Annotated in this window: 16 protein-coding genes, 1 tRNA gene and 1 pseudogene; 2 read left to right on the top strand and 16 right to left on the bottom strand. The window is 37.6% G+C overall.

Translation table 11 applies throughout. The features are described 5' to 3' along the window. Window positions 1-12 precede the first annotated feature (12 nt). Entirely contained in the window at window positions 13-1,467 is a 1,455-nt protein-coding gene (guaB, locus tag EV203_RS04040) for an IMP dehydrogenase (protein ID WP_011024998.1), read from the bottom strand. Between the two features lie 411 nt (window positions 1,468-1,878). Beyond that, window positions 1,879-3,192, bottom strand: a pseudogene (locus EV203_RS04035) (ISLre2 family transposase). Window positions 3,193-3,420: 228 nt separating this feature from the next. Here EV203_RS04035 and EV203_RS04030 point away from each other — a divergent pair. Next, on the top strand, window positions 3,421-4,023 hold the full coding sequence (locus tag EV203_RS04030) for a GNAT family N-acetyltransferase (RefSeq protein ID WP_132039258.1): 603 nt from the start codon (window positions 3,421-3,423) through the stop codon (window positions 4,021-4,023). A 156-nt stretch (window positions 4,024-4,179) separates the two neighbouring features. Here EV203_RS04030 and EV203_RS04025 read toward each other — a convergent pair. From EV203_RS04025 to EV203_RS04000, 5 genes are all read right to left on the bottom strand, one after another. Then, window positions 4,180-4,256: transfer RNA gene (locus tag EV203_RS04025), tRNA-Arg, on the bottom strand. A gap of 84 nt (window positions 4,257-4,340) precedes the next feature. After that, the gene (gene groL / locus EV203_RS04020; RefSeq protein WP_022587392.1) at window positions 4,341-5,963 is read right to left on the bottom strand and encodes a chaperonin GroEL; all 1,623 of its coding nucleotides are present in this window, start codon (window positions 5,961-5,963) and stop codon (window positions 4,341-4,343) included. A 13-nt stretch (window positions 5,964-5,976) separates the two neighbouring features. After that, window positions 5,977-6,261, bottom strand: a complete 285-nt coding sequence (gene groES / locus EV203_RS04015; protein WP_132039256.1) for a co-chaperone GroES — start codon at window positions 6,259-6,261, stop codon at window positions 5,977-5,979. Between the two features lie 236 nt (window positions 6,262-6,497). Beyond that, a complete protein-coding gene (locus EV203_RS04010) occupies window positions 6,498-7,448 on the bottom strand; it encodes a hypothetical protein (protein ID WP_132039255.1) in 951 nt (316 codons plus the stop codon). Between the two features lie 352 nt (window positions 7,449-7,800). Further along, the gene (locus EV203_RS04000; protein WP_022587395.1) at window positions 7,801-7,986 is read right to left on the bottom strand and encodes a hypothetical protein; all 186 of its coding nucleotides are present in this window, start codon (window positions 7,984-7,986) and stop codon (window positions 7,801-7,803) included. Between the two features lie 322 nt (window positions 7,987-8,308). Here EV203_RS04000 and EV203_RS03995 point away from each other — a divergent pair, with 322 nt between their 5' ends. Further along, on the top strand, window positions 8,309-9,547 hold the full coding sequence (locus tag EV203_RS03995) for a S8 family peptidase (RefSeq protein WP_022587397.1): 1,239 nt from the start codon (window positions 8,309-8,311) through the stop codon (window positions 9,545-9,547). Window positions 9,548-9,564: 17 nt separating this feature from the next. Here EV203_RS03995 and EV203_RS03990 read toward each other — a convergent pair whose 3' ends face one another. From EV203_RS03990 to EV203_RS03950, 9 genes are all read right to left on the bottom strand, one after another. Further along, window positions 9,565-10,254 (bottom strand): DUF554 domain-containing protein, encoded by a 690-nt coding sequence (locus EV203_RS03990; RefSeq protein WP_132039253.1) that lies wholly within the window; start codon window positions 10,252-10,254, stop codon window positions 9,565-9,567. Continuing rightward, complete coding sequence (locus EV203_RS03985; protein WP_132039251.1) at window positions 10,255-11,148, bottom strand: DNA-3-methyladenine glycosylase family protein; 894 nt, start codon at window positions 11,146-11,148, stop codon at window positions 10,255-10,257. Window positions 11,149-11,267: 119 nt separating this feature from the next. After that, window positions 11,268-12,518, bottom strand: coding sequence for a Glu/Leu/Phe/Val family dehydrogenase (locus tag EV203_RS03980; RefSeq protein ID WP_132039249.1), 1,251 nt, complete (start codon window positions 12,516-12,518; stop codon window positions 11,268-11,270). A 246-nt stretch (window positions 12,519-12,764) separates the two neighbouring features. Further along, window positions 12,765-14,156: an NADPH-dependent glutamate synthase gene (gene gltA, locus EV203_RS03975; protein WP_132039247.1), complete on the bottom strand. Its 1,392-nt coding sequence runs from the start codon at window positions 14,154-14,156 to the stop codon at window positions 12,765-12,767. After that, window positions 14,146-14,997, bottom strand: a complete 852-nt coding sequence (locus EV203_RS03970) for a sulfide/dihydroorotate dehydrogenase-like FAD/NAD-binding protein (RefSeq protein ID WP_132039245.1) — start codon at window positions 14,995-14,997, stop codon at window positions 14,146-14,148. Before EV203_RS03970 ends, gltA begins: the two co-directional genes overlap by 11 nt. A gap of 17 nt (window positions 14,998-15,014) precedes the next feature. Further along, window positions 15,015-15,827 (bottom strand): Asp23/Gls24 family envelope stress response protein, encoded by an 813-nt coding sequence (locus tag EV203_RS03965; RefSeq protein ID WP_022588133.1) that lies wholly within the window; start codon window positions 15,825-15,827, stop codon window positions 15,015-15,017. 288 nt (window positions 15,828-16,115) lie between these two features. Continuing rightward, entirely contained in the window at window positions 16,116-16,247 is a 132-nt protein-coding gene (locus EV203_RS03960; protein ID WP_022588134.1) for a cyclic lactone autoinducer peptide, read from the bottom strand. Window positions 16,248-16,501: 254 nt separating this feature from the next. Then, a complete protein-coding gene (locus EV203_RS03955; protein WP_243700574.1) occupies window positions 16,502-17,035 on the bottom strand; it encodes an accessory gene regulator AgrB in 534 nt (177 codons plus the stop codon). Between the two features lie 25 nt (window positions 17,036-17,060). Then, window positions 17,061-17,930, bottom strand: a complete 870-nt coding sequence (locus tag EV203_RS03950) for a sensor histidine kinase (protein WP_132039243.1) — start codon at window positions 17,928-17,930, stop codon at window positions 17,061-17,063. Window positions 17,931-17,943: the final 13 nt, after the last annotated feature.

The raw sequence follows: 17,943 nt of genomic DNA, 5'->3' as shown, positions 1-17,943 counted from the left end.
AAAATCCTCCTCTTATCTCAAATTATAATTAGGAGCTTCTTTCGTAATAATTATATCATGAGGGTGACTTTCAATTAACCCTGCCTGCGTTATTCTTACAAATTTAGTTTTAGTCCTCAACTCCTCAATGTTTTTGACTCCACAATATCCCATTCCTGCTCTAAGACCGCCAATTAATTGATAAACAGTCTCTCTCAAAGGCCCTCTGTAGGGTACCCTTCCCTCTACTCCTTCTGGCACCAGTTTCACTGCTTCTTCCTGGAAATATCTATCTGAGCTTCCCTCTTTCATAGCCCCTAATGAGCCCATTCCGCGGTATACCTTATAGCTTCTGCCCTGGTATATTTCTATCTCGCCAGGGCTTTCCTCTGTTCCAGCAAACAAGCTACCTATCATCACAACAGAAGCTCCTGCCGCGATGGCTTTTACAATGTCTCCAGAATATTTTATTCCTCCATCCGCAATCACGGGAATACCGTATTTATCGGCTTCTTTAGCGCATTCGTAAATGGCAGTTATCTGAGGAACCCCTACGCCAGCCACCACTCTCGTAGTGCATATTGAACCAGGTCCAATTCCAACCTTTACGGCGTCTGCTCCTCTCTCAATTAAATCTCTAGTGGCTTCCGCAGTAGCAACATTTCCTGCAATAAGCTGTACATCTGGGTACTTCTCTTTTATTTTTGCTACAGCATCTAAAACTCTTGTAGAATGGCCATGAGCAGTATCTACCACAATTGCATCTACTCCTGCTTCTATCAGCGCTTTAACCCTGTCCATCATGTCTTTTCCGACACCAACAGCTGCGGCTACCAGAAGCCTTCCTTTTTCATCCTTTGCTGCGTTCGGAAACTCTACAGCTTTTTCTATGTCTTTGATGGTGATAAGCCCTTTTAGTACGTTATTCTCATCTACTAAAGGCAGTTTCTCTATTTTGTGTTTTTTCAAAATCTGCTTGGCTTCTTCTAAAGTCGTCCCCGGAGGCGCTGTTACTAGATTTTCTTTTGTCATTACTTCTCTTATGGGCTTGTCTAGATCGTCTTCAAACCTTATATCCCTATTTGTGATTATTCCTACCAGTTTGGAATCTACTGTGATTGGAACCCCAGAAATTTTATACCGTGCCATTAACTCTGCCGCATCTCTTATGGTGTGGTCAGGAGAAAGAGAGAAAGGGTCTGTAATTACCCCGTGTTCCGACCTTTTGACCTTATCTACCTCCATTGCCTGCCTCTCAATGGACATGTTCTTGTGAATTACTCCTATTCCGCCTTCCCTAGCTATAGCTATAGCTAGCCGTGCTTCTGTCACCGTGTCCATGCCGGCGCTCATTAAAGGAATGTTTAAAGTGATCTTCTTTGTCAGCCGAGTCTTTAGGTCCACATCCTTAGGCAAAACGTCGGATTTGGCAGGAATTAGAAGCACATCGTCAAAGGTCAGACCTTCCTTTACAAACTTATCCTCCATACTTCCATCTCCTTTGCATTTTATTATAACACACCTCATAGACAAAGTCTTTGTTAAATAATTAGAAGGCTTCAAAAATTTATAGCTTCAAAGCGTAAGAAAAAACCTGAAGAAAAACTCATTCAGGCTCCTGTCTTATTTTCCCCTTCCTCTCGACAATTTTATTATTCAATATATCAAATTTGAATTTTTTCGTCAATAGTGACAGTGGTACTGAGTCCGTGTCAAGATTTTGTAGGTAAAATTTTTTAAAAACTTTTTGTGACCACCCTCACCGCTAATAAGTTATAGTGCTTGATTAATAATTTGTATATATTCCTATTTATGTTAAATTACTGCTTTGATAGAAAGCAACATACCTTTTATCCTCTTCCCTTCCCAATGCTAAATAATAGAATTGTTCCTACTTACTCAAATACCTACTGCTAAACCATTCACTCGTGTTAATTCTTTTAAAACGTATTTTATCCATGACTTGCTCGCAAATGGACCTTCTAGTATCGGTAATGAAACTCTTAACCATTCTCCTACGTCTTCTTCCATATACTTTCTTTTTTCCTCCTGCTTTGCCGGCTGCATTATTTTTTTTATTTCTTCTTGTTTTAATTGCTTTGTATAGTCCTCTAATCTGCCATTTGCTTTCTCCGATAATATCCTGTCCATCCAATCTCAACCTTCTTCTGTCCACCTAGCTCCAAGCCGTTTCATATGTCTCGCTATGTTGTGCTGAATTTGTCCTTCAATAGCTCCCAATCTTTCTGCTTCTTTAGAGCCTTTTATCCCCTCCCAGTTCTCTTACTTTGTCGTATGTCTCTTCGTCATACCACAGGGCCTCTACCAAGTTCTTCTGCAAGTGATAGGGATCCAGTCTATATTCTGCTCCCGAAAAGTATTCTAACCCTCCTTTTGGCCATTCTGCTCCATCCCCTCTTATATACACTCTCTCTATTTTGTCTAATTTCCATTTGTTACCTACTTTCGCGTATACTTCTTCCAACATGCTCTCTCCTTCTGCTAAACCGCTTACTACTAGTTTGTTCTTTAGTCTATATCTTCCCTGTGATTCTCCTTCTTTCCCTTCATAGATTACAAAGTGCTTTATTTCTCCTTTCTTTTTGTCCAACCTCTGCAGTCTTATTATTACTCCGTCTATATAAAGCTTCGCCGTTTCCTCTTTTTTCTCTGGTACTTTTTATATTCAAACACAGCTTCTTTCTTTTCTTCACTTTCCTTCTTTATTTCATCTCCCACTTCTTGCATTGCCTTCCATATTGTCATTGCGGTAATGTGGTGAAAAAGATAGTTTAATATTTCTGTTACCTTCCTAAAAGTCATTTCTGTAGCTAGTTTTGTCGCTATCTCCCTTATCCCCGGTGTTATTCTAGCTCCTGTCGGAATCCCTACTACTTCGTCTAAAAGAAATTTCGTCTCACCTGTCTCTTTGTTGCTGTATAACCTCCTCCTATACGTAAATTCCCCAAAAATGCTTACTACCTGCTTCGCTCTAAATCCCACTACTTCCCACACTTTTTTGTCTCGGTCCTCCATCAGCTTTTTATCCATTTTTTCTCCTGCCCACTCAAGAAGTTGTCTTGATACTTTTTGTGTAAGTTCATGTATCCCTCTTTCCAGTTTATAAAAATCTTTACTCTCCCTTATTATTTTCATTAAACCTTGAGCAAAAAGCAGGATTATACCCACTATGTGTCGAATATCTAATAACATATCAGACCTCACCTTCCTTTGTTTTGATTTTTGATTTTTTCCCGGTGAGGTCTTTTTTTCTATATTCATACCTCATTTTCCTGCTTCGTTACCTACTGAAATTTTACACTATCCCGTAATATGAGTACAAAGTTTTATAGAAAAATGACAATTGCTTTTGTAGACTAAAAGATATGATAGAATTATGGTATAATCCAAAAAGCTTTGAGAACATGTGGAGGGTAAAAAATGAATAATATCCTTATAAAAAGAGGAAAACTTGAATATGCAAAAGATTTTTCTGAACTTATTTTCCTTTCCGCTCCTTTTTTCTTCCCTTATCTTTTTGGACCTAAAGTAAAAGAGCTAATGGAAAATTTATTTAAACAACCTAAAAATTTTTTCAGTTTTGAGCATTCAATCTTTGTCGAAATAGATAACAAAATAGCAGGAATGGTTTTAGGATATAGTTTTGAACAAAAGATAGAAGAAGAACTAAATACTGGTATACTTCTTGCTAAATATTTAAAAGGGGACTTTCTTAGAAAACTTCCTTATTTATTTAAAGCTGAGAGTATATTAGGGAAAATCACAAAAGAAGAATATTACCTGAGCAATATTGCAGTATATTCTGAGTTTAGAGGTCTTGGATTAGGAAGTAAACTGTTAGAGGAAATAGAGCAAGAGGCGAGAAAACTAAAGTGCAAAAGGATAGTGTTGGATGTGGAGATAGAAAATGAAAAGGCGATTAAATTGTATGAAAAATTAGGTTATAAGATAATAGAGAGATCACCTCTTTTTAAAAGTAGGGATAAAAGTTTTCAATTCTTTAAAATGCAAAAAGAGTTGTGAATTCTCTTACTTCTTCTTCTTTATCATAGGTGATTATTATCACAAGGTTATTACTGATTTTTAGCTTTGCAATAAAAATAAGGACTCTAACTTTTGCTGCTAGAATCCTTATGTTATCATTTTATGTTGTCATTTTTAAATATACAAGTTTTAAAATGGTGCGCCCGAGAGGACTCGAACCTCCGGCACGCAGTTTAGGAAACTGCTGCTCTATCCTTCTGAGCTACGGGCGCACATTTTGTACAGATTCATTTTATCAGACAATATAAAATCTGTCAAGAGCAGAAAATCAAAAAAGGCTGAGGAAGCCTCAGCCCTTACATCATGTCCATTCCTGCCCCGTGAATATTGCTTTTTTCTTTCTCCGGCACATCTACCACTATAGCCTCTGTTGTGAGTATCATTGAAGCAATTGAAGCAGCGTTTTGAAGTGCTGTCCTTGTAACTTTTGTCGGGTCTATAATACCTCTCTTGATCATATCTGTAAATTCTTCTCTGTATGCATCGTATCCGAAGTTCGGATCTTTAGCAGCTTTAATCTTTTCTACGATTATTGAACCATCAACTCCTGCGTTTTCAGCAATCTGTCTTACAGGTGCTTCTAAAGCTTTCAATACTATCTTGGCCCCTGTCTTGAAGTCTCCTTCTAATGAGTCAACTACTTTCTGCACATCTTCTATTACGTTAAGAAGTGCTACTCCACCACCAGGCACTATACCTTCTTCTACTGCTGCTTTTGTAGCTGCTAATGCATCTTCAATCCTGTGTTTCTTCTCTTTGAGCTCTGTCTCTGTTGCAGCACCTACTTGGATAACTGCTACGCCGCCAGCTAGTTTAGCAAGTCTCTCCTGTAATTTCTCTCTATCGTAATCTGAAGTAGTCTCTTCAATTTGAGCCTTTATCTGGTTAATTCTCTTCTTGATATCTTCTGGATTACCTGCTCCACCTACAATCGTTGTATGTTCTTTTGTGACTTTTACCTGTCTTGCACGGCCTAACATATCTAATGTCACATCTTTTAAGTCATAACCCAACTCTTCAGAAATTACTTGCCCACCTGTCAAGATAGCAATATCCTGGAGCATTTCCTTTCTTCTGTCGCCAAATCCAGGAGCTTTTACAGCCACGCAGGAGAATGTACCTCTTAACTTGTTAACTACTAATGTTGCCAAAGCTTCTCCTTCCACATCATCAGCAATTATGAGAAGTTTCTTTCCGTGCTGTACTATTTGCTCTAGCAATGGCAATAAGTCTTGCACACTAGAGAGTTTTTTATCTGTGATGAGTATTACAGGCTCTTCAAGTACTGCTTCCATCTTCTCTGCATCTGTTACCATGTAAGGTGAGATGTAACCTCTGTCAAACTGCATACCTTCTACAACTTCAAGAGTTGTACCGATAGTCTTTGACTCTTCAACTGTAATGACGCCGTCTTTACCAACTTTCTCCATTGCTTCTGCAATGAGCTGTCCAATTTCCTCATCAGCAGCTGAAATAGCAGCTACATGTGCAATTGACTCTTTATTATCAATAGGCTTAGAAATCCTTCTTAAACCCTCGACTGCGGCTTCCACAGCCTTTGCCATACCTCTTCTTAAGAGCATTGGATTGGCACCCGCAGCAAGGTTTTTAAGCCCTTCCAGAACCATTACTTGGGCTAGAAGGGTTGCTGTAGTCGTACCATCACCCGCTACATCATTTGTCTTCGTTGCAGCTTCCTTCAAAAGCTGAGCACCTTGATTCTCAAATGGGTCTTCTAATTCAATTTCTCTTGCAATTGTAACACCGTCATTGGTAACAGTAGGAGTTCCATATTTCTTGTCAAGTACTACATTCCTTCCCCTTGGACCCAGTGTTACCTTCACAGTATTAGCAACAGCATTAACTCCTCTTTCTAAAGCCTTGCGCGCTTCCTCACCGTATTTGATCTGTTTTGCCATTTTCACTACCTCCTTATTCGATTATTGCTAGAATATCGCTCTCTCTTAAAAGTAAATATTCTTCGCCATCCAATTTAACTTCCGTCCCAGCGTACTTGGAGAAAATCACTTTATCGCCGACCTTGACTTCTGGCTCTACTCTTTTTCCATCTATGTATTGACCTGGTCCTACTGCCACAACTTCTCCTTGTTGCGGTTTCTCCTTAGCTGTGCCCGGTAGAATAACTCCGCCTTTTGTGACTTCTTCAGACTGAATAACCTTAACTACTACTCTGTCTCCGAGTGGCTTTAGTCTCATATAACTTTATCCCTCCTCCTTCCTTTGTTAGCACTCAACTTCTATGAGTGCTAATTCCAATCTCTATATTAATTTAAGTGGTAAAACATATCAAACCTGATTATAGCCCATTTTGGGCTGTTTTGTTTGATTATTTATGATTTTTCCCAGATTATTATGTTTTTATGCCATTATTTATCGTTTTAGACTGTGTTTCTTTATTTTGTATTTTTTAATAAAAAAAATACAGGGAATAATTATTCCCCTTCTTTATTATCTTCCAAATTTTTTAATTTATGATGTTTTAAGTAATTTATCATGTTGTACATGTACTGCTGCTGCTCCTTTGTGAGCATGGACTTTAAGTTATCTATGACAGCTTTTTGCTGTTCTGACAGCCCTTCTAATGCCTTTTCTTCTTCTGTTTCTCCCTCCTCTTCTACTTTTTCTTCATCAGGTTTACCCTTAATTTCTTCTTCTCCATCTGAGTTTTCTATTTCTTCCTTTACTTTCTCTTCTTCTACTTCGCTTTCAAAATCTTTCTTCTCTTCTCCTCTTGTCTGGCCTTTAACTTCTTTTATGTTATTCATAAGCCCTTCAGCTTTATTAATAACTTCTAGTAATTTTATATTTCTTGCCAATTTATCTGTTTCTTCCACTTTTTCTTCAGGAATCAATGGCCTTATGGCTTCATAAATTTCCACAAGCTTGCCAAACACGTTGGCTTTCTTCTCCTCTTTTGAAAATTTCTCTATCTTCTCCTGGAGATTTTTCAATGCTTCGTGAAATTTCAGAAATTTATCCACTATAGCCTGTTTATCTTCAGATATGTAGGGTTTAACAGCCTTTAAAATCCCTATCTTATCAGGCTCTTTTTCCTCTTCTGCCTTGACTTCTTCTTCAGATAATGAAAAAAGTTCTTTTTGAATTTCAACTATTTCAGCCATTTTTGTAAACATCTCTACATAGTACTGGTCCCTTTTATTAAGGTAAGGTTTTACACTTTTCATAAGCTCTTTTCCTTTTGTTATAACTTCATAAAAGTCGGTTTTCTTTTCTTCTGGAGTCTCAACCTGTGCCTTTCCCTTGTCTTTTTCTTTATCTGTTTCTTTTTGTCCTTCCTCTTCTGTTTCCATTAGCTGGTATTTAACAAAAGCTAAAATTAAGAGTTCTATTGCAATTATTTTAAGCAAGACCTCTCTTTGCAAGGCAGATTCCCCCTAGTTTTAATCTGCTAATTAAATATATGTAAGGGGGCTAGTCTATTATTATAGACTGCCCCTTTTTTCTAATTCTTTTCGAAGACGATTATCCCTGGCACAAAGAGGAGTACCCAGCAAGAGACCACAAAAATTTTTTAACTTTTTTCCTCGGTTTTTCCTGTTGCAGAAGCACTAACAGGAGGAAAAAGAACAGCAGGCTTTCAATCTCAAATTTTACATCTAGCAAGATAGTGAGAATTATGAAGAAGAATAAAAGAGTATCTCCCGACAAAGTCATTTAAATCCACTCCACTCATTTTAAGTAAAGGGCTCTATCGGAAGGATAGAGCCCTTTGGTTTATTTCACTTCGTTAAAGAGCCAACCCCATCCGCCATCCATTATTATTACCAGCAGTATGAAGAAAAGCAACAATGTCTCTAAGGACCAATTTATATTAAACCATCCTCCGTTAAGTCCTAAGACAAGTATTAAGAAGAAAAACAGCAAATTGGTTTGGCCAAAAAGTGAACTTGTTCCTGCCATACTAATCCTCCTTTAACCCAATTTTATTCTGGTTAAGCTTTTGGCTCTTCTACAATGATGCCTGGTACAAACAAGAAGATCAAGAGAATTATTATTATAATCCAAAACCAACAGCCAAATCCAGCTCCGCTCTTATCTACTGGCATGAGTTTTCCTCCTTTCGAGTTTTGGCTTTTTATCTACAGGTCTTTTCAAGACCTACTACATAATATGAAGCAACTTTTTAAGGTGACACTTTTTAAGGTGACACTTTTTAAAAAATTCCACTAGCAAATTTTTGTGTCTCTCATATTGTGGTAGTAGCGAGAAAGGAGGTATAGATGTGAATATAATCCCTTTATTTGCCTTCTCAAAAATCGCAAAGGAAATCTATACTTTGCAAAAAATTGATAAAAGGCTTTTAAACAAAGCTTCTTACTTGAGGAGTGAATGTGTACCTGCAATTTTATATTCAAATCTTCCTTATGAAACCTTAAAGTCTAAAATAGAAAAATTTGGCGGGAGCATTAAGTTTGAGATTCCCATAATAAAAGGATGGTCAGTAAATTTGCCCTGCGATAAGCTAAAGCATTTTGCTTCCATTAAAGGAATCCACTTTATAGCAGAAGACTCTCTCGTAAAACTACAGCTTCACATAGCTACTCAGGAAATCGCATCCAGAAAAGCAAATGACTTAGGATATACCGGAAAGGGAATAACTATAGCTTTTTTAGACACAGGCATATATCCACACCCTGATTTTACAAAGCCTAAAAATCGCATAATCGCTTTTTATGACGTAGTAAATGGGAAAAAGCAGCCCTATGACGACAACGGTCACGGAACTCACGTGGCAGGAGATGCAGCAGGAAACGGATATGCTTCCAATGGAAAATACAAAGGAGTTGCCCCTGAAGCAAATATAGTGGCAGTAAAAGTGCTGGACTCCTACGGAAGAGGCAGTTCCTCAGACATTCTGGCAGGAATGCAATGGGTTTTGGACAATAAGGAGAAATACAACATACGAATTGTCTCCCTTTCAATAGGAGAAACCCCTGCTCTTCCAACTTTCTTGGACCCTCTGGTGAGAGGGGTAGATACTTTGTGGAAAAATGGAATAGTTGTAGTAGTTGCCGCAGGAAATTCAGGTCCTAATTACAATTCCATAACTTCTCCAGGAACAAGTAGAAATGCTATAACGGTAGGAGCAGTGGACGATAAAAGGACTCCAGATATAGAAGACGACGAAGTAGCCAAATTCTCAGGAAGAGGAGGACCTTATCTTTACAAACCAGATGTAGTAGCCCCAGGAGTGAAAATAGTCTCTACAGCTTCTGGAAATGTGCCTTTTGGAGCAGATGAGATAATGATAAACAAACCTTACAGGAGCGCCACAGGTACTTCAATGGCAACTCCAATGGTAGCAGGAGCAGTAGCATTGCTTTTAGAGAAAAATTCACGTCTGACAAATGTAGAAATAAAAAATATATTAAAGACCACAGCCACAAAAATTAACGAAGCAGGCCTTTGGACACAAGGAAGTGGAATGATAAATATAGAAGAGGCTTTAAAAAAAGTTTAAGGAGGGTGTCCCCCTCCTTATCTTATAAGGTTAAGAATTAGCTGATAAAAAATGGGTATAAAAATAGAAGGCAGTAAATTTGCAACTTTTATACTTTTAATCTCCAGCATATTCAAAGATATAGCGAATATCAAGACTCCTCCTACAGCTGTCATGTCATCAATTACTGGCTTTATTAAAAGCCCTTGTAAAAAGGAAGCCCCAACTGTAATAGAACCTTGGTATAAAAAAACAGAAATGGCTGAAAAAATCACTCCAACACCAAAAGTAGAAGCAAAAATTATAGAGGATATACCATCTAACACAGATTTAGCAAAAAGTATGCTGTGGTCTCCTGATAGCCCTTCTTTTAAGGAACCAACTATAGCCATTGCCCCTACACAGTACACCAAACTCGCCGTAACAAATCCCTTGCTTATAGTAGAACCGTTGTCTTTACTCAATTTCCTTTGAAGAGTATCGCCTAACCTATTGAGATATCCTTCTATGTCAAGAGCCTCTCCTATCACTCCCCCTATCACTAAACTCATAATAACCAACATAAGGTTATTAAACTGAAGACCACTGGAAATTCCTATAATTGCCACACTTAAAGCCACACCCTGCATAACTATATTTTTAAACCTATCTGGAATCCCTAGCTTAAGAAGAGTTCCAATCGTCCCTCCGACGATTATCGCAATTGAATTTACGATTGTTCCCAGCATTTACTTCTTCCTTTCCCCAAATATTTTCTTCCCCATCTCTCTCCCATAGTAGAACAAATACTGTTGAGCAAAACCAGAGAGGTCTCCAAATTTGTCAATAGCAAAAAGCTGAATTTCTACAGGGGTACCCTCCCTTTTCAGGTAAAGATGCTCAACTATTCTCTTTATCCAGACATCAGTGGGGAAAGTATCATACCGCCCAATAGAGTAGAGAATTACACAATCGGCAACTTTAGGTCCCACACCGTTTATAGTCATCAAGATATCCCTTATTTCACTGGTGCTGTATTCATGCAATTTTAAAAGGTTGATCTCACCCGAAAAGACTTTGGAAGCAGCATCAAAAATGTACTTTGCCCTAAAACCGCATCTTGTCTTTGCAATAGTTTCTACATCGTACATCACAAGCTCTTCAGGTTTTGGAAAAGTGTAATAAATCTTACCTTTATACTCTATTGGATTTCCAAAACTAGTCGCCAAATTTTCTATTACCTTTTTTATTTGGGGGATTCTGTTGTTTTGGGAAACTATGAAAGAAACCAATGTCTCCCACGTATCTTGTCTTAAAATCCTAATCCCTTGCCCAAATTTAATCGCTTCTTTGAGAACAGGGTCCTTTGACAGACTTTCCTTTATTTGTCCGTAATCTCTACCTAAGTCAAAATAATCGAACCATATATCGTAAAAATCGGTCAAATTGGTATTGTCAATGATTAGCGTGTCCCCTTCCAACTTCACATTTACAACTCTGTCATACGCTACCCCCGTATAACTTCCATCGTCTTCCTCATTCCATCTAAAGCACTGGCCACTTTCAAAAGTCTCTTTGAGATTAAAATCTGCAATCCCCCTTACAATCACCTTTGTCCCCTTTTCTTCCACACTATATCTCATTCTCCTCACCCACATGAGTTTATATTCACTTACTACCTATCATATTTCTCCGTCCTGTTATTTATTATTATATAATTTTTTCGGTACAAAAAAAAGCCGAAAACCGGCTTTTTTTTTGTTTAATACCATCCCTTTGCTTTCATGGCCTCTGCAACCCTCTTTATAGAGAGCATATAAGCAGCTGTTCTCATATTGACATTATACTGGCGGCTTATTTCATATACACTATTAAAAGCATCAACCATTAATTGTTCCTCTCTTTTTAAAACTTCTTCTTCTGTCCAATAAAAACCATAAAGATTTTGGACCCATTCAAAATATGAAACAGTAACTCCACCAGCATTAGCCAAAATATCAGGAATTACCATAATACCTTTTTTATCCAATATTTCATCTGCTTCAGGAGTAGTAGGACCATTTGCACCTTCTGCTACTATCTTAGCCTTAATTTTATCTGCATTTTGACTTGTTATGACATTTTCTAATGCAGCAGGAACAAATATGTCGACATCTAAAGTAAATATCTCTTCTTTTGGAAGTTCTTCAGTGTCAGCGAATCCAGCTATATTCCCTGTTTTTTCTCTATATTCCATCAATTTTTCCACATCTATCCCTTTCTCACTATAAATACAAGTCCTGCTATTAGAAATAGCCACAATTTTTGCTCCATATTGCTGTAAAATCAAAGCAGTATAACTGCCTACATTTCCAAAGCCCTGAACTGCAACTTTAGCCCCTTTTAATTCTAATCCCATTTTCTTAGCTAATTCCCTTACAGTTATAGCTACTCCTAAACCTGTTGCTGCAACTCTTCCTTTTGAACCTCCTACACTTAAGGGTTTACCAGTAATTACGCCGGGATTATCTTTTCTAGATATTTTATTGTACTCATCCAACATCCATCCCATAATCTGACTGTTTGTATTGACATCTGGGGCAGGGACATCTTTATTGGGACCTATTTCATCATAAATAGCATCAATAAACGCTCTTGATAACCTTTCTAATTCTTCCTTAGAAAGCTCTTTTGGATTTACCGCAACTCCTCCTTTCCCTCCGCCATAAGGTATTCCTACAACAGCGCATTTAAAAGTCATCCACATAGCTAAAGCTTTAACCTCATCAGCATTGACATTAGGGTGAAACCTTATTCCTCCTTTTGTAGGGCCAATAGCATTATTGTGTTGAACTCTAAAGCCTGTAAATACTCTGACACTTCCATCATCCATCTTAACAGGAATAGAAACTTCTATAACTTTTTGAGGTTTACTTAAAATCTCGTATACAACAGGGTCAACTCCCAGCCTGTCACAAGCCATTTTAAGCTGTTGCTTTGCAATTTCAAACGGATTCAACGTCTTTTCTTGCATATTTATACTCCCTCCACTGAATAATTTTAATATGGATTTTAACACAATTTTTTTTACTGCGAAAGTCTTTTTATTGTAATGTTTCTATTTTTTTTAAAAAAAATTATGCCCATTAAAGGGCATAATTTACTTTCTTTTACATTTCATATACACTATTTTCAAAATAAGTAAAATGCTGTGCAAAGTTTACTGCATATTTATGCATTATTTTGATAAATTAAACTTAAATAGCATAAAATTGGATTTTCATTTTTTATTTCTCAAATATTCATCTATCGCTTTTGCAGCTTTTTTCCCTGCTCCCATTGCTAAAATCACGGTTGCAGCTCCAGTGACGGCATCTCCTCCGGCAAATACACCTGGCCTTGAGGTCCTGCCATCCTCGTCTGTTATTATTCCACCCCATTTTTGAACTTGAATATCCTTTGTAGTAGAGGGTATAAGCCTGTTAGGACTAGTTCCTAATGCCATGATCACTGTATCTACTTCCATTGTAAATTCTGAACCAGGTATCTCTATAGGCCTTCTTCTCCCTGAACTGTCTGGCTCTCCTAACTTCATTCTTATTACGTCCATGCTCTTGACCCAGCCGTCTTCTGTTCCGTTTATTCGTATTGGATTTGCCAAAAATTCAAACTTTATTCCTTCCTCAATGGCGTGTTCTATTTCCTCAGCCCTTGCTGGCATTTCTTCTTTTGAACGCCTGTATACAACTATAACCTCTTCTACCCCTTCAAGCCTTAAAGCTGAACGGGCAGCGTCCATAGCTACATTCCCTCCACCTATAACTGCAACTCTTTTCCCTACAGCGATAGGCGTATCGTACTCAGGGAATTTATAGGCTTTCATGAGGTTTATCCTCGTCAAAAACTCATTGGCTGAATAGACTCTATTTAAGTTCTCTCCAGGAATCCCCATAAACCTCGGAAGGCCCGCTCCCGTGCCAATGAAGACCGCTTCAAAGCCTTCTTCCTCCATGAGCTCGTCTATTGTAACTGTCTTTCCTACCACTACGTTTGTCTCTACCTTTGCTCCCAGTTTCTTTAACCTTTCTATCTCAGCTTCCACAATTCTTTTTGGCAATCTAAATTCAGGAATCCCATAAGTCAAAACCCCACCTAAAGCGTGTAATGCCTCAAAAATGGTGACATCATAACCCATCTTTAGAAGGTCTCCAGCACAGGTAAGCCCTGCAGGACCGCTCCCTATTATGGCGACTTTTTTATTCTTCTTCTCCGGCTTTACTTCCTCTTCAATGTTATTTTGAAGCGCATAATCAGCTACAAACCTCTCTAGTCTCCCAATTGCAATGGGCTTGCCTATTCTATTCAAAATGCAGTTCTTCTCACACTGCTCTTCCTGTGGACAAACTCTTCCACAAACGGCTGGAAGACTGTTAGTGCTGGTTATTATCTTGTACGCTTCTTCAAATTTTCTTTCAGTTATAGCTTTTATAAATTCGGGTATTCTCACATGGACGGGGCACCCGGCCACACAGGTAGGATTTGGGCACTGCAAACACCTTGAAGCCTCTAAGATAGCTTCTTCTTCAGTATAACCTAGCGCTACCTCATCAAAATTCTTTATCCTCACTTTCGGGTCCTGTTCTCTCATAGGTACTCTATCCTTAACGGCCATGGTGACCACCTCCATGTTCCTTCTCATATAGCTCTAATGAAATCTTTTCCTGCTTTTTGAACATATTAAGCCTTGTCATAGCTAAATCAAAATTTACAAGATGACCATCAAAAATTGGACCATCCATGCAGACAAATTTAGTTTCTCCTCCCACTTCAATTCTGCAGGCTCCGCACATTCCTGTCCCGTCCACCATCAGGGGATTCATGCTCACAATAGTAGGTATATTGTATTCTTTAGTCATCTTGCAGACATTTTTCATCATTATCACAGGACCTACAGTAATCACAAAGTCCACTTCTTTGTCATTTTCAAGGACATCTTTCAAAACATCTGTTACAAACCCTTTCTTACCAAGTGTTCCATCATCTGTAGCATAATATACTTTGTCACATACCGCCTCCATTTCTTTCCTAAAAATCACATACTCCTCGCTTCTTCCACCTAAAATTGCTTCTACTTTGTATCCTTCCTGATGAAGCATCTTAAGTTTCGGATAAAGGGCAGGTATTCCAACGCCTCCTCCTACCCCCAAAATTTTCTTTGCCCCTTTAGGAACTTCCATCGTATTGCCCAGAGGTCCCACAAAATCCGCTATATAATCCCCTTCATTTAAAGTGCCCAAAAGCTTGGTGGATTTACCAACTTCTTGAAATACAATGGTTACAGTACCTTTTCCTGGGTCATAATCTGCAATAGTGAGGGGAATTCTTTCTCCTTTTTCGTAAATTCTTAAAATTACAAATTGCCCAGGTTTTGCACTTTTTGCAACTCTAGGCGCCTCAATATCCATGAGCTTAACAGCAGGATTTAATACTTCCTTTCTCACAATTCTGTACATCCTCAACACCCTTTTCCTCATTTATTTTTAGTGACGTATAGGCTTTTGACGTAAATATTTATCCGAAGGACATTTAAAGCCGTCATGCGCTCCACTTGTCTTTTAATGTTCTCCATAGCCTGCATCAAAGGAGCTACAAGATTAAAACCGTACCTCATAGTAACTTCAACGTTTAAAATTATTCCTTCCTCTCTCTTCTCCGTCACTACCTTATTCACTCTGTAGACTTCTTTGAATAAAAGAAGCTCATGGGACACAATTGAATTTATAACCCCCTCTGAAATGGTGTACTTTCCAAGGTAGCTGTAGTTTGGACGCACGATTGTTTTTTCGTAATAGCCGCTTCTTTTTCTCCTAAAAATCCTGAGGGGGTCAAGGAAATACCCTGAAAACTGTTTTTTTACCTCAAAAGTGGGAACAGGGATCACATGCTTCCCCTCTAAAAGCCTTTTTTCGCGAGCAATCTCTATCTGCTTAGGGGGGAGGACATCTTCAATGTATATCCTCACACTGACAGGCGGAAGTGACAGTTTTTCAGCAATTGCATCTACCATCCTGTCAGATGTGCCTATTATTAAAATTTTATCAGGTTTTAATTCTGCAATTGCCTTTTTTACTTCCTCCGCATGCTTTGGATCTGTAAACAGAGCCCTTTTTATGGCGCCAATCTTTGTAGCCTCTTTTTTGGCAGAAATGCCTGCCACAATGCTATTTCCCTTTATCAAAAGCCCGTCATCAATTATGAATCTTATCCCGTATTTTCCTGCAATGAAAGAGGCATGATGACTTTTCCCTGTCCCACTTTCACCTACCAAAGAATAAACCTTCAATGATAAAAACCCCCCGCAAAGTTTAAAATGCCTTTTATAATACAATTATACGTAGTTTCAAAAATTTTTCAACGAATATTTTTGCATACCCCCCTTACATATCCCCACAGTGTTTATTATATCTCCTCTTTGAAATCAAAGTCAATACCAGCCCTTCCCTTCATCATGCAAATACCATGCCAAAAAATAAAAGTGCCAGCAAATGGCACTTAAATAAAGTTAACTTTATGTAAAAACTCAGGAGAAATGTTGAAATCCACGAGGGAAGGGTGAAAAATTTAAGAAATATTATTTTCTTCTTAAAATTTCTGGAACTTGAGGTTTATAAAACCAGCCAATGCAAGCAGGAGCAACAAGTCCCAGACTTCCTATGAAAGCGAGCACTGTAGCTATTGCTGTCAGAGGTTGAAATCTTTTCATACATTTCACCTCCAAGTGCTTTTCACTTTTAATTATACAATAGATAAACTTTTTTGTGTTAATTTCGGAACGAAAGTGTCATTTTCGGGAACGAAAATGCATTTTTCGCCTAATTTTATCCAAATATTTACTTATATTTACTTTTTTGAATGTATATCCTTCCATGGGTTCAATTTGTTGCCTTGATTTTTTTGTATTTAATTGATTGATATGTATCAAATTACACAAAAATCCATAAAAATTTTAAAAAAAATTTATATACCAATTTTAGCCATTAAATTGTCAGCTAGATTTACCAATCTCTCTCCAAAAGCAGTAGTCATCACGGATTGCAAAAATAAGCCTATAGAAGACGCAAAAAAGGCCCGCTCAGAAAATAAAACAAATACAATAGTCTCTAAAACTAGTATTCCCATAAAAAACTTAATTTTTTTCATCAATAACATTATCCCCAAAACCACAAATATTAATGCTATACCTATTACAAGCTCCAGCAAAGGTAAACTATGGGCATCAACAAATTTTGCCACAAAGCTAAAGGGCAAAAAATAAATGCCTGTAAAAGTTACACACCTGCGATATGTAGAACAATGAGCTCCTCCTGTCCCTATTCGCAAAAAGAGGGAAGATATCATTATAACTGCCACATAATATCCAACACCCAACAAAAATCCCACAAAGAAAATTAATATAAACTCAATTAAAACCCCTAAAACTAAACTTAAACCGTATTCTATCTTCGCAAGCTCGATTTCCGACAAATTCTGTCCCTTGAAAACCTTCTGCACTATTCTTTGGGATAGCTTTTCAATACTAATTGCAATCACCCTCCAGAGAAAATTTAGGGATTTCTACAGTTATATCAAAATATCCCTCATCCGTATTAAGATTTATAGTGCCATTGTATTTATCTGTAATATTTTTTACAATGTAAAGCCCCTCTCCTCTTCCCTCTTCTCCTTTTGTAGAAAATCCCTCCTCAAAAAAAGTCCCTGCAGGTATTTTTTGTTCAAAATCGTACTTATTTTTAACCCTGAAAATATAGTCTATTGGATCTTCCTTAATCTCTACTTCAATATACTTATCGTGCTTCATCTCTTCACAAGCCTCTATCGCATTGTCCAGCAAATTCCCCAGTATTGACACCAAATTTAAAACATGCCTTTGACTACATTTGATTTCTGCTGTACATTTAAACTTAACATCTACTCCTTTACTTTTCGCATTGCTGAGTTTAGAATAGAGCAGAATATCAATTTCACTTACACCGGTATTTATATTAAACACATTTTTGTCAATTTCATCAAGATAGGAAGATAGATACTCTTCCACTTCCTCGTATTTTTTTTCTTTTAAAAGCGCTGAAATCACCATCAAGTGATTTTTAATGTCATGATGATTTTTTCTGTATATTCTATTCTGCTCTTCTATGTATCTAAACTTTAAGCTGTTTATTAAGTATTGTCTCTCTTCTTTAAAACGCCTGTAAAGCTCTCTGAGAACAAAAATAGAAAAAAGGTTCAGCACGAATATCAAAACTCCTATTGTCAGCCTAAAAAGTTCCTCACTCTTAGGCTGAAAAATATCTAGACTCCTCATGAAATTATTATTTACCAAAATCACTATTAAGACCATTTGAATTACATAAATCAGCATCGCGCTTTTATAAATATTCTTAAACATCTACATTCCCCGC

This window comes from Caldanaerobacter subterraneus, from assembly GCF_004345675.1.
In the GTDB taxonomy this organism is placed as follows: Bacteria; Bacillota; Thermoanaerobacteria; order Thermoanaerobacterales; family Thermoanaerobacteraceae; genus Thermoanaerobacter; species Thermoanaerobacter subterraneus.
Note: the sequence above shows the minus strand (reverse complement) of the source record. Positions and strands in the feature narration are given on the sequence as shown.